The organism is Polaribacter sp. SA4-10 (genome assembly GCF_002163835.1).
Lineage (GTDB): Bacteria > Bacteroidota > Bacteroidia > Flavobacteriales > Flavobacteriaceae > Polaribacter.
The window spans coordinates 3,367,377-3,382,081 of the sequence record NZ_CP019331.1 but is presented as its reverse complement, the minus strand read 5'-3'; the positions used below and the strand labels follow the sequence as shown (position 1 = coordinate 3,382,081).

Here is a 14,705-nt window from a genome sequence, read left to right as displayed (position 1 = left end):
TTAGATATATTTGATGTTTATTATTCAAACTTTATTAAATGAAAAAAATATTACCACTTTTAGTCCTTTTTTTTACAATAAATATATTTTCTCAAAAAGAAGCTAACTTTTGGTATTTTGGAGAAAATGCAGGTTTAGACTTTAGTACAAATCCACCAACAGCTTTAACAAATGGGCAGCTAAATACCACAGAAGGATGCTCTTCTTTCTCTTCTCCTTCAGGAGAGTTATTATTTTATTCTGATGGAATAAAAGTTTTCAGTAAAAACCATACATTGATGACCTATTCTGATGGAAGTTTGGCAAATAATCTTCAAGGAAACCCTTCAAGTACTCAATCAGGAATGATTATACCTAAACCAGGATCTACAGCTATATATTATCTATTTACTGTTGGTACTGACTTTGTTCCTAATGGTATAAACCCAAATCCTGGTTTCAATTATTATACTATTGATATGTCTAAAAATAATAGTTTAGGAGAAATCATTGACGGACCTGTTAATTTAGCTAAAGACCCAGTTACAAATACAGACAATAGTTCTGGTTGGTCAGAAAAGGTTACTGCGGTAAAAGGTAATGATTGTAATGTTTATTGGGTTTTATCCTTTGTTAATGATACTTTTTATAGTTACAAAATTACCGAAAATGGAGTTGACGTTAGTAATGTGGTTACTAGTAAAGTTAATTTTACAGCTTCTGATAAAAGGGGGTATCTACAAGTATCTCCTAATGGAAAAAAAATTGCATTTGCAGATTATAATGCTTCTAATAGCAATAATATAAATGGTAGTTTAGTTTTGTTTGATTTTGACAATATTTCTGGTAAAATTAACCAAAGTTCTTCCCAAGTTTTAATTCCAATGTTTTCTGGGGAAGCTCCTTATGGGGTGGCTTTTTCTCAACAATCTAACAAACTTTATGTATCAAGTTATAGTGGTAGTTTTAAAATATTTCAATTTGATATAGAAAACTCAGATGTTGCTTCTAGTAAAACAGAAATTATAAATAAATTTGGTTTTAGAGGAGCACTGCAATTAGGTCCGAATGGCAAAATATATGTTTCAATACCAGGTTCTAATTTTTTAGATGTTATTGAAAACCCAAATAAATCTGGAGACGATATAATATATACTAAAGATGCAATTAATTTAAACACAGGAAGAACTACTCAAGGGTTACCACCATTCCTCGCTTCTCTCTTATTACCTATTGAAATAAAAGATGAAGACACAAATACAGTCGTAAATAATCAAGACTTACAATTTTGTATTGGTCAAGACAAGGTTATAACTCCAGCATCTATTTCAGGAATAAATCTATTATACACTTGGACTTTTAATGATGGAACTACAGAAACTACAATTTCTTCTTCAGCAACTGAATCTAGTTTAAAATTTACAGATATAGACACTACTGATATAGGCATTTACAATTTAACAATTACTTTAGAAGACGATTGCGGAAATAACATAGAATATAATGCAACATTTAATGTTGCCGTTTTTGCTGCTGCAACAGCTACAAAACCAGATGATATTATTTTTTGTGATTTAGACAGAGATGGTTTTAATTCATTTGATTTACAAGATGATACTCCAGGTAAATTAAAAGATATAATTTTAACAGGTTTAGACGTTTCTAAATTTGATGTTTTATATTTTTTAAATATAGACGATGCTAGTTCTGGAGACGATGCAAATGATTTACCTAACCCTTATACAAACACAACAGCCTTTAGTTCAGAAACAATTTACGCAAGAGTGCAGAATAAAAGTGCACCTAATGCTTGTTTTGATATTACAGAATTTAAGTTGGCTATTACAGGGCTGCCAATTCCTGTGCAACCAGAACCTTATAGAACTTGTGACGATTTAGAAAGTTCAAACGATACAGATGGAATAATAAATACATTTTTATTAAACACTAAAGATGCTGAAATTTTAGGAGCATTAGAAGCAACTCAATATAATGTTAGTTATCACACAACTCAAAATGGTGCAGAAATTAATGATGTTGCAACAATAATTACAAAAGATTCAAATCATTCTGTAACAAACTCTCAAACAGTATTTATTAGAGTAGAAAACAAAGATAACTTTGGTTGTTATGATGCTGGTAAAACTTTAGATTTAATTGTAGACCCTTTACCTGTAATAAAATCAAATCCTGCAGAGTTAGATCAATGTGTTAGTGTAAATAACACAAATCCAACAGTAAATTTAACTACTGCAGAAATTAACATCTCTGAAACAGCTGATGTTACTTTCGAATATTTTGAAGATGCTGCTGGCTTAAATAAAATTACAGATATAACTTCTTATCCTGTAAAAGTAAACACACCTCAATCTGTGTATGTTATTGTAACTTCCAATCAAGATTGTGTTAGAGATATTGTTGAATTAAAATTAAATGTTGCTCAAACTAATGACAATGATTATAATGACACTCAAACACCTGTTTGTGATGATTTTTTAGATACTGATGGAAATAACACACCAGGTTCAAATGATGACACAGACAACATTACTAATTTTTATCTTGATAAAGCCGCAATTGTAACTAAAATAAACCCGCCTACAAATACAGAAGTGTTTTTCTTTGAAAATTTTGATGACAGAAATAATTCTTTAAACGAAATTGACATAACTAATTATAGAAATGATATTACTAAAATTGATATTAACACTATTCCAGAAGGAATTAAATTCCCAATATATTACAAAATAATAAGTACAATAAATAATAACTGCCAAGGTTTAGGACAGTTTTACTTACAAATAAACTCGGTTCCTATTGCAAATCCTGTATCAGATTTAGAATTATGTGATAATGCAAATGATGGTAATGGAACTAACGGAATTGTACAAAATTTTAATTTAGAAAATCAAACGAATACAATTAGTGCAGATTTTTCTGTAACATATCATGATTCTGCAGCAAATGCAAACTCAGGTAACAATGCACTTACTTCCCCTTATGAAAATACTGTTAAAGATTCTCAAACTATTTATGTAAGAGTTACCAATACGACTACAAATTGTTTTACAGATCACACAACATTTAATTTGGTGGTAAACCCTATACCAATTGCTAATTTTGTTCAAGATTTAGAAATTTGTGATGATAATTCTGATGGTTCTGCAAGAAATGGGTTTTCCCAATCTTTTGATTTAGAATCTCAATCAGATGCTATTTTAGGAACTCAAAACAAAAGCCTATTTACGGTTACTTATCATCGTGATTTAAATGATGCTCAAAATGGGATAAGCCCTTTAGTATCTCCTTTTAGCAACACAAAACCAGATATACAAACCATTTATGTTCGTGTCTATAATTCAAATACAACGTGTGCAAATGGAATTTCACAATTTGATGTTATTGTAAATTCAGAACCTCTTTTTGAACCTATTTCTAATCTTTCTTATTGTGATGATGATTTAGACGATGATGATACAAATGGAATTATTCAAAACATAGATTTAGAGGGGCAAATTCCTAGTATTCTTGGAACAACTCAAGATCCTGATGATTTTAAGGTTACTTTTCATGAAAATCAAGATGATGCAATTTCTGGAAACACACCTCTTTTATCACCTTATACAAATACAAACCCTACAGAAACAATTTTTGTAAGAATTCAAAACAAAGCAACTTCTTGTGTAAATGATGACGCTACTTTTGATGTTATTGTAAATCCACTTCCAAATTTTACAGTTACTACTCCACAAGTAATCTGTTTAAATAATTTACCTTTAAATATTTCTGTAGAAAACCCAAGCGATATTTACACTTATCAATGGAAAGATTTAAGTGGAAATATTATAAGTACAAGTGATAATGTAGACATTACTAATGGAGGAAATTACACAGTTACTGCAACGACCACAAATGGTACAAATTGTACAAAATTAGAAACCATTGTTGTAGACGAATCCAATCCTGCAACTTTAAATGAACGTTTTATTACTATTATTGATGAATCTAATAATATTGGTAGTACTAATACTATTTCTATAAGTATAGCTACAACAAACAACAATTTAGGTCTTGGAGATTATCAATTTGCAGTAAGAAATGATGATAACAATGAAAGAATCCCTTTTATTGGTTTTCAAAAAGCCCCCCTTTTTGAGAACTTAGAAGGTGGAATTTATACCATTATTGTAAATGATAAAAAGGGTTGTTCTCCTGATGCGGAATTACAAATATCTGTAATTCAGTTTCCAAAATTCTTTACGCCAAATGGTGATGGAAAGAATGATACTTGGGTAATTAAAGGAGCTAACAAAACATTTTACCCTAATAGTAGCATTAACATCTTTAATAGGTTTGGAAAGTTGATGGCTCAAGTACCAATTGATAGCCAAGGTTGGAACGGAACTTTTAACGGAAAAACACTTCCTTCTGATGACTATTGGTTTAATATTCAATTAATTCCCGCAGATACTAGTAAATATCCAATACTTAAAAAAGGACATTTCTCTCTTTTGAGAAAATAAATATTACTTTTAAAAACGGGAAGCAGAGATAATTTATTTTCGCTTATTTCTGCTTTTTTTATGATTTCATTCAAAAGAATATTTCTTAATTTAGCCCAAAACTAAGAAACACATTACCATGGATATCAACTTCAATAAAAACGAAGATTACAATAAACTTTTAGTCTCAGATTTGCGTAAAAGATTTGCCAAAGTAAAATTGGGTGGTGGTCAAAAAAGAATTGATAAACATCATGAAAAAGGCAAAATGACAGCAAGAGAAAGAGTTGATTATCTGCTAGATAATAATTCTAAATCTATAGAAATTGGTGCTTTTGCTGGTGAAGATATGTATGCTGAACATGGAGGTTGTCCTTCTGGTGGCGTTGTAGTGAAAATTGGTTATGTTAAAGGAAAACAATGCATTGTTGTTGCTAACGATGCTACTGTAAAAGCTGGAGCTTGGTTTCCTATTACAGGAAAAAAGAACTTACGCGCACAAGAAATATCCATAGAAAATAAAATTCCAATTATTTATTTAGTTGATTCCGCTGGAGTATATTTACCGCTGCAAGATGAAATTTTTCCAGATAAAGAACATTTTGGGCGAATTTTTAGAAATAACGCAATAATGAGTAGCATGGGAATTACACAAATTTCTGCTGTTATGGGAAGTTGTGTTGCTGGTGGTGCTTATTTACCAATTATGAGTGACGAAGCGATCATTGTAGACAAAACTGGGAGTATTTTTCTTGCCGGAAGTTACTTAGTAAAAGCTGCTATTGGAGAGTCTATAGACAATGAAACTTTAGGAGGTGCAACTACACACTGTGAAATTTCTGGTGTGATAGATTACAAAGCTAAAGATGATAAAGATGCACTTGATAAAATAAAATTTATTGTTGATAAAATTGGGGATTATGACAAAGCTGGTTTTAGTAAAACGGAAGCTTTTCCTCCAAAAGAAAACGAAGACGATATTTTTGGAATTATACCAAAAGAAAGAAATGCTCAATATGATATGTTAGAAATCATAAAGCGTTTGGTTGATAATTCAGAATTTGAACAATACAAAGAAGGTTACGGACAAACCATTTTAACTGGTTATGCTAGAATAGACGGTTGGGCAGTTGGTATTGTTGCAAATCAACGAAAATTAGTAAAAACTAAAAAAGGAGAAATGCAATTTGGTGGAGTAATTTATAATGATTCTGCTGATAAATCCACCAGATTTATAGCCAATTGCAATCAGAAAAAAATTCCTTTAGTTTTCTTACAAGATGTTACTGGTTTTATGGTTGGTAGTAAATCTGAACACGGAGGAATTATAAAAGACGGAGCAAAAATGGTAAATGCAGTAAGTAATTCTGTCGTTCCAAAATTTACAATTGTTATTGGTAATTCTTACGGAGCAGGAAATTATGCAATGTGTGGTAAAGCGTATGACCCAAGATTAATTGTTGCTTGGCCAAGTGCTGAATTAGCAGTTATGAGTGGTAATTCTGCTGCAAAAGTTTTATTACAAATAGAAACTGCATCACTTAAAAAACGTGGCGAAGAAATAACTCCAGAAAAAGAAGCTGAATTATTTGATAAAATAAAATCACGTTATGACAAACAGATTTCTCCATATTATGCTGCTGCAAGAATTTGGACAGATGCTGTTATTAATCCTTTAGATACAAGAACTTGGATTTCTATGGGAATTGAAGCCGCAAACCACGCTCCTATTGAAAAGAAATTTAATATGGGTGTTTTACAAGTTTAAAAAAAATGCTATGAAAAAAAAAATAAGTATTACTTTTTTAATTTTATACACCCTTGCTTCTTTCGCTCAAAAAAATAATTCAAGTCGAGACACAACCTATATAAAGTTAAAGTTTTACAAGAAAATTTTCAAAAAGAAAATAACAGTTAATGATTCTGCAAAAATTAAAATCATTGATGGAGACACACTAATACTCGTTAAAAACTTTAAAAAATTCAGAAGAAAAGCTTCAAGAATAAAAGACATTTCTTTTGAACATAAAACGAGATCTTATATGCCTTTATGGCAATACAAAAAACGACACAAAGAAGCCATAACTAAACAAGATACTATTAATTTCAAGTTCAAAAAGAATGACACATTAATACTTATTAGCAATAAAGACTTTTATAAAAATCAAAAAAGAATTTCCGTTCCCTACGAACAAAAAGATTCTACTTTTTTAGAAACATATAAAGATGTTGTTTATAAAAAATATAATTCTTTAGGTAATATTCGCAGAGGAAAAAAAGAATTTATGCGATTATGGGAAAAACCCTTAAAGATTTATTTCGCTCCTGGTTTAAATAATTATTATAAGAAAGCAATAAAAAAGGAAGTAAAAAAATTATCGAGTATCGATTCTTTAAAAATTTATTTTGTTAAAAATATTAATAAATCTAATTATATAATTTATCAAATTAATAATATAAGTTCAGTAAAATACTCTAAAAACATAAGGGAGAACAAATATATAAACTATTATATAAACTGGAGTAAAGGAAGAATCTATGATGCCAAACTAGAGATAAACCTAATACAGAATGGTACAATTGATAAAAAAGAAAATGCTAATATTTTAATTCAAAATTTTTATCAAACATTAGGACGCTTTTTTCCAACATCAAAACTACCATGTAACAACATTTTTTCTGAATGCTACTCAAGCAACAAAAAACTAACAGAAAAGGATTTAGAAATTATTAAATACCATTACTCTTATGGTATTTGTAAATTTACAGATTTAAAAACTTTTGAAGAAAACCATAAAAAAGCAAAAGAAGTTATAAAAAATGGTGGCAAAATGAAGTTTACACATATTTATTAATCATCTTATAAATAATTAATGATTAATATCATAAATATTAATTTTCATATACTGTAGTTTTGCCCGATAATAAATTAAGAAATGAGTAAAGCTATTTTCATTACCACTGTAGAATCAGACAGTGGTAAGTCCCTGGTATCGTTAGGTCTCTTAAGAATGATGCTCACCAAGTCTTCTAAAGTAGGTTATTTTAGACCTATAATTAACAAAGTAAAAAACAGTAACTATGACAACCATATAAATACTGCCATTAATTTCTTTAAGCTTGATATTGATTATGATGATTGTTTTACCTATACACAAAATGAAGTTATAGAACTTTTAAGTGAAGGAAAGGAAGAGGATGTAATTCATACAATTATTGCTAAATACAAAAAACTAGAAGCAAAATATGATTATGTTTTAGTTGAAGGAAGTGATTTCTCTGGCCAAGGAGGATTTACAGAACTAGATGTAAACTTAATGATTGCCAAAAACCTTGGTATTCCTGTTCTAATTGTTGGTTCTGGAAATAATAAAACCAAAAAGGATTTTATTAATACCATGCAATTATCATACAAGTCTTTTATTGAAAAAGAAGTAGACGTTATTGGTTTAATCGCTAACAAAATTGAAGCAGATGAAGTTGACTATATAGGAAAAGAATTAAAAAAAATAATTCCTAAGAATATTCAAATTGATATTATTCCAAAGGTAGATTTCTTAGCAAACCCAACAGTTAGAGAAGTTGTTGAAGCTTTAGAAGGAAAAATAATTTTTGGAGAACAATTTTTAGACAATGCTATTGGAAGTTATAGTACGGGTGCAATGCAACTGCGTAATTATTTAACTAGAATTAAAAAAAATGCTTTAATTATAACTCCTGGAGATAGAGCAGACCTTATTCTTGGAGCATTACAAGCAAATGCATCTACAAATTACCCAAAAATTGCAGGTATAATTTTAACGGGTTCAATAATGCCAGAAGAAGCTATCTTAAAACTAATTGAAGGCGTTCAATCCACAGTTCCTATTATTTCTGTTGATGGAGGAACTTTTGATGTTTCAAATAAAATTGGCGCCATAAAATCTAAAATTTACGCAACGCACAACAAAAAAATATTATTATCTCTAGATACATTTGATACGTATGTGAATGCAGAAGGCTTAACAAATACACTTACATCCTACAACTCTGTTAAGTTAACACCAAGTATGTTTCAATACAACATCTTACAGAAAGCAAAAGCGCATAGAAAACATATTGTGCTACCAGAAGGAGATGATGAAAGAATTATTAGAGCTGCTGCTCGTTTACAGTTATTAAATATTGTTGATTTAACTTTACTGGGTGATAGAAAAGCAATACAGTTAAAATGTGATCAAATTGGAACACAATTAGATTTAAACAAAGTAAACATTTTAAATCCTGCAAACTCTATTCATAATGATGATTTTGCAAAAACATTGTACGAAGCGCGTAAGCACAAAGGCATGACTGAAACTACAGCATGTGATTTAATTCACGATGTTTCTTACTACGGTACGTTGATGATTCTAAATGGTTTAGCAGACGGAATGGTTTCAGGTGCTGTACATACAACAATGCACACAATAAAACCTTCATTACAATTAATTAAAACAAAACCAGGAGTTTCTGTAGTTTCATCTGTATTTTTTATGTGTTTATCAGATAGAGTTTCTGTAATGGGAGATTGTGCTGTAAATCCAAATCCAAATGCAGAACAATTAGCAGAAATTGCAATTTCTTCGGCAGCATCCGCAGAAGCGTTTGGTATAGAAGCAAAAATTGCAATGCTTTCTTATTCTTCTGGAAGTTCAGGAAAAGGAGAAGAAGTAGAAAAAGTTAGAAAAGCTACAGAAATTGTAAAAAGATTACGTCCAGAATTAAAAATTGAAGGTCCAATTCAATATGATGCCGCTGTAGATATGTCTGTTGCAAAAACAAAAATGCCAGATTCAGAAGTAGCAGGACAAGCATCTGTTTTAATTTTTCCAGATTTAAATACGGGAAATAATACGTATAAAGCAATACAAAGAGAAACAGGATCTTTAGCAATTGGTCCAATGTTACAAGGTTTAAATAAACCCGTAAACGATTTAAGTAGAGGTTGTACCGTAGATGATATTTTTAATACGGTTTTATTAACCGCAATCCAAGCACATCAAGGATAATATGAATATTTTAGTTTTAAATGCGGGTTCCTCATCATTAAAGTACCAATTAATAGAAATGCCCTCTCAAACAGTTAAATGTGTAGGTATTATTGAAAGAATTGGTATGGAAGATGCTATTTTCACACATGAAAAAGAGGAAGAGAAACATTCTGAAGTTTTACCAATTTTAAATCATGAAATTGGTTTAAAAAAAGTTGCAAAAACTTTAATGGATAAAAACTTAGGTGTTATTAGTTCTGTTGATGAAATAACTGCAGTTGGCCATAGAGTTGTTCATGGAGGAAGCAAGTTTAACAGCACAGTTGAAGTTACCCAAGAAGTAAAAGATAGTATTAGAGATTTATTTGATTTGGCTCCGCTGCACAATCCTGCAAATTTAACCGGTATAGAAATTGCTGAAACTATTTTTACATCAGCAAAACAAATTGCAATTTTTGATACCGCATTTCATCAAACAATGCCTAAAAAAGCATATCAATATGCAATTCCGAATGAATATTTAGAAAAGCATGATATTAGAGCGTATGGTTTTCATGGAACAAGTCATAAATACGTTTCAGAAAAAGCAATCGAATATTTAGGAAAAGACGCTAAAAATATTATTACAATCCATTTAGGAAATGGCTGTAGTATAGCTGCAATAAAAGACGGAAAATCTATTGATACTTCTTTAGGTTTAGGACCCGCTAATGGTTTAATTATGGGAACTCGATCTGGAGATATAGATCATTCTATCATTTTCTTTTTAATGAAAAAATTTAATAAATCTGCAGAGGAAGTTAATAACTTACTTCAAAAAGAATCAGGAATGAAAGGTTTAACTGGTTTTTCTGATTTAAGAGAAATTTCTGAAAAAGCAAATAATGGAGATGTAAATTGTCAAAATGGATTAGATTTAGCAGCCTACAGAATTAAAAAATATATTGGTTCTTATACAGCAGCTTTAAATGGTTTAGACGCTATTGTTTTTACTGCAGGAATTGGAGAAAACTCAAGTTTAATGAGAAAATTAGTTTGTAAAAATTTAGATTTCTTAGGTATCGATTTAGATAACCATAAGAATGAAATTCGTTCAAAAGATAGTAGAGAAATTCAAAAAGAAAACGGGAAGGTTAAAATTTTAATTATTCCTACAAATGAAGAAATTGAGATAGCAAAACAGTCTTACAAATTACTTACTTAAATAAAACAATAATTTATCTTCTAAATAATTCTGAAAAAAAATCAAAAAAAAACCTCAAGATATATCTTGAGGTTTTTTTATAGGCAATTTGTCTCGTCCTAATAGGGTTTTAATTGTTTCTCATCTCATTATAAATAGGTCTTAAAGCACTCGCTTTAGATTCCATTTCTAATCTATCATAAATATTTAAAAGCCCTCTTACTGTATCTACAGTTCTAACAATATTATCAGCTTTTTCTAAATAAGGAAGTGCTTTTTTATATAGTGCTTTTTGCTCTTTTTCTAACTTAGTATATATCTTATTATTACTTAAGTTTTTATTCATTTTTTCAATAATTGCTTTTTCTCCACTTAAAATAACAACTGCTAAATTCATATAAGCATCACCATAATCTGGTTTTAATGCAATTGCTTTTTCATAAAAACCAATAGCTTCTTCTATTTTATTTTGCCCCGCATTAACAACTCCTAAATTAAAAAATAATGTTGGATTATTTGGATCTAATTTTACTGCTTCTTGCATCAGTTCACCAAACTTATCCATCTGTTCTAACTTAATATACATTTGAGCTTCATTCAATAATAAATTCAAATCTTTAGGATTGGCTCTTCTAGCTTCTTGTAATGCAACAATAGCTTCTTCTGTTTTACCTTGATTCACTAAAATAAATCCAATATTTTTAACAATATCACCTTGTTTTGATTCAGAAGTTTTTTGAGTAGGAGTGGTATATTGACCCGTTTTAAGCATTAAATCTCTATTCCCTTTAGACCCTAAATTTTCTACTTTACCAGTTTCTTTGTCAATAGCAAAATATTGAGTTGTGATTCCTGTATAGCCAATCTTTTTTAACTCATTATAATATTCTAATGAAGTATCATATTCTTTTGCTAAAGAAGCACTAATAGCAGCATTATATAAATACGTAGTATCTGCAGGACTTAATTTATAAGTTAAATAAAAATTATTAGTTGCATTTTTATAGTTCTTATTATTATACTCCTCTATCGCTTTATTAGAAACATATTGTACTAGCTCGTTTAATTTAGGTTTTGCTAACTTAGTATATTTTAGTTTACCTGTTTCTTTTTCGTATTCAACTAATTTATTATAAGCATCTGATGCTTTTGCAACATCTGATGTACCATATGCAGATCCTTTTAAAAAGTAATACTTTGCTTTGTATTTTGAATCCATTGAATCTTCAGTAGGTTCTAAAGTAGCTATCGTAGCTTTCGCTTCTTTAAACATCTCTTTTTTAATCGCCTTTTCTACTGCTTTTAGTTCGTTCTTTTGCGCAAAAGAGGCAATAGATAATAGTCCTATTGTTAACGCTAATATTTGATTTTTCATTTTACTAATTATTAATTTATTGTTATTCTTGATTTTCTTGATTTTCATCTGAGTCATTTTCAATTTCCGTGCCATTTTCTAACCCCTCAACATCTTCTTCTTCAACAACGTCTTCCTCATGCATCACTTTTGCAACTGCAGCAATACTATCTGAATCTTTAATGTTAATCAATTTAACACCTTGAGTTGCACGTCCCATAACTCTTAAATCTTCAACAGCCATTCTAATTGTTAATCCAGATTTATTTATAATCATTAAATCATTAGAATCATCTACATTTTTAATTGCTACTAAACCACCCGTTTTTTCAGAAATATTTAAAGTTTTAACACCTTTACCACCTCTATTTGTAATCCTGTAGTCTTCCAATTTAGAACGTTTTCCATATCCTTTTTCAGAAACCACTAAAATATTACTATCCATGTCATTTACAGCAACCATTCCAATTACCTCATCTTTATCATGCTGCAAAGTAATACCTCTTACACCTGAAGCAGTTCTTCCCATAGGACGTGTTTTAGCTTCTTCAAATCGAATAGACTTACCCGATTTTAAAGCTAACATTACTTGACTATCTCCCGTTGTAAGTTTTGCTTCTAATAACTCATCTCCTTCTTTAATAGTAATTGCATTAATACCATTTGTTCTTGGACGAGAATATTGCTCTAAAGAGGTCTTTTTAACTTGCCCTTTTTTAGTTGCCATAATCACAAAATGACTATTAATATATTCTTCGTCTTTTAAATCTTGAGTTACTAAGAATGCTTTTACTTTATCATCTTGTTCTATATTAATAAGGTTTTGCATTGCTCTACCTTTGGTATTTTTACCACCTTCAGGAATTTCATAAACACGCATCCAGAATACTTTTCCTTTTTGCGTAAAGAACATCATATATTGATGATTTGTACCTACAAACAAGTGCTCTAAGAAATCTTCATTTCTAGTTGTTGCTCCTTTTTGACCTCTTCCTCCTCTATTCTGAACTTTATATTCTTCAAGGTTTGTACGTTTTAAATATCCTGCATTAGAGATTGTAACCACAACTTTCGTATCAGGTATCATATCTTCAATACTCATATCTCCACCTGCATATTCTATTACAGATCTACGGTCATCACCATATTTATCTTTAATATGAAGTAATTCTTCTTTTATAATTTCGTAACGTCTTGGTTCGTTTGCAAGAATATCTTTTAAGTCGATAATTGTTAACATAATTGCATCAAACTCTGCACGTAATTTATCTTGCTCTAACCCTGTTAATTGACGCAAACGCATTTCTACAATTGCTTTTGCTTGAATCTCAGTTAACTCAAAGCGCTCCATTAAACTTTCTCTTGCTTCATCCGCATTATTAGAAGCTCTAATAATTTTTATTACTTCATCAATATTATCAGATGCAATAATTAATCCTTCTAAAATATGAGCTCTTGCTTCCGCTTTCTTAAGATCAAACTCTGTTCTACGAACAATAACTTCATGTCTATGCTCAACAAAATAATGAATTAATTGCTTTAAGTTTAATTGCTCTGGTCTTCCTTTTACTAATGCAATATTATTTACACTAAAAGAAGTTTGTAATTGTGTGTATTTAAATAATTTATTTAAAACGATATTAGGAATTGCATCACGTTTTAAAATATATACAATACGCATTCCGTTTCTATCAGATTCATCTCTAATATTAGAAATACCTTCTATTTTCTTATCATTTACAAGTTCAGCAGTTTTTTTAATCATTTCTGCTTTGTTTACTTGGTAAGGAATCTCAGTAACAATAATACACTCACGTCCCTTAACTTCCTCTATAACAGCTTTAGCACGCATTACAATACGTCCACGACCTGTATGAAAAGCATCTTTAACACCATCATAACCATAAATAATTCCTCCTGTAGGAAAATCTGGTGCTTTTATGTGTTGCATTAACTCATCAATCTCAATATCTCTATTATCAATATAAGCCATGGTACCATTAATAACTTCTGTTAAGTTATGTGGTGCCATATTAGTAGCCATACCTACTGCAATACCAGAAGCTCCGTTAACTAATAAATTAGGAATACGAGTTGGTAAAACGGTTGGTTCTTGTAACGTATCATCAAAATTTAAACGATGATCTACCGTATCTTTTTCAATATCTGCTAACATATCTTCCGATATCTTCTGCATTCTAACCTCAGTATAACGCATTGCTGCTGGCGAATCTCCATCTACAGAACCAAAATTCCCTTGACCATCTACCATCATATAACGCACACTCCAGTGTTGTGCCATTCTAACCATTGAGTCGTAAACAGAAGTATCACCATGTGGGTGAAACTTACCTAAAACTTCCCCAACAATTCTTGCTGACTTTTTATAAGACCCAGTCGCTTTAATTCCTAATTCGTGCATTCCATATAAAACCCTTCTATGAACGGGTTTTAAGCCATCTCTTACATCTGGCAATGCTCTCGAAACTATTACTGACATCGAGTAATCGATGTAAGCAGCTTTCATCTGATCCTCAATGTTAATCGGAATTAACTTTTCTCCGTCTGTCATATATATTTTCTATTAGAATTTAGTCACTTTTTTAAAACAAGGCAAGATACCATTTATTGTAGTATATACAAAGGTTTTAAAGAACTGAATTGATTAGAGTTAT

At 30.2% G+C, this 14,705-nt stretch carries 7 protein-coding genes; 5 read left to right on the top strand and 2 right to left on the bottom strand.

The features are described from left to right. The first annotated feature begins 38 nt into the window (after window positions 1-38). The 5 genes from BTO04_RS14855 to BTO04_RS14835 all read left to right on the top strand — a co-directional run bounded on the left by BTO04_RS14855 (window position 39) and on the right by BTO04_RS14835 (window position 10,697). Window positions 39-4,502, top strand: coding sequence for a T9SS type B sorting domain-containing protein (locus BTO04_RS14855; protein ID WP_087565241.1), 4,464 nt, complete (start codon window positions 39-41; stop codon window positions 4,500-4,502). A gap of 118 nt (window positions 4,503-4,620) precedes the next feature. Then, entirely contained in the window at window positions 4,621-6,249 is a 1,629-nt protein-coding gene (locus tag BTO04_RS14850; RefSeq protein WP_087565240.1) for an acyl-CoA carboxylase subunit beta, read from the top strand. 10 nt (window positions 6,250-6,259) lie between these two features. Beyond that, on the top strand, window positions 6,260-7,336 hold the full coding sequence (locus BTO04_RS14845; protein WP_157662480.1) for a hypothetical protein: 1,077 nt from the start codon (window positions 6,260-6,262) through the stop codon (window positions 7,334-7,336). A gap of 81 nt (window positions 7,337-7,417) precedes the next feature. Continuing rightward, complete coding sequence (gene pta, locus BTO04_RS14840) at window positions 7,418-9,511, top strand: phosphate acetyltransferase (protein WP_087565238.1); 2,094 nt, start codon at window positions 7,418-7,420, stop codon at window positions 9,509-9,511. 1 nt (window position 9,512) lies between these two features. After that, window positions 9,513-10,697, top strand: a complete 1,185-nt coding sequence (locus tag BTO04_RS14835; RefSeq protein WP_087565237.1) for an acetate/propionate family kinase — start codon at window positions 9,513-9,515, stop codon at window positions 10,695-10,697. A gap of 109 nt (window positions 10,698-10,806) precedes the next feature. Here the strand turns inward: BTO04_RS14835 and BTO04_RS14830 are convergent, their stop codons facing one another. Together BTO04_RS14830 and gyrA are read right to left on the bottom strand one after the other, a co-directional pair. After that, the gene (locus BTO04_RS14830) at window positions 10,807-12,051 is read right to left on the bottom strand and encodes a tetratricopeptide repeat protein (protein ID WP_087565440.1); all 1,245 of its coding nucleotides are present in this window, start codon (window positions 12,049-12,051) and stop codon (window positions 10,807-10,809) included. A gap of 22 nt (window positions 12,052-12,073) precedes the next feature. Further along, complete coding sequence (gene gyrA / locus BTO04_RS14825) at window positions 12,074-14,602, bottom strand: DNA gyrase subunit A (protein WP_087565236.1); 2,529 nt, start codon at window positions 14,600-14,602, stop codon at window positions 12,074-12,076. Window positions 14,603-14,705 lie beyond the last annotated feature (103 nt).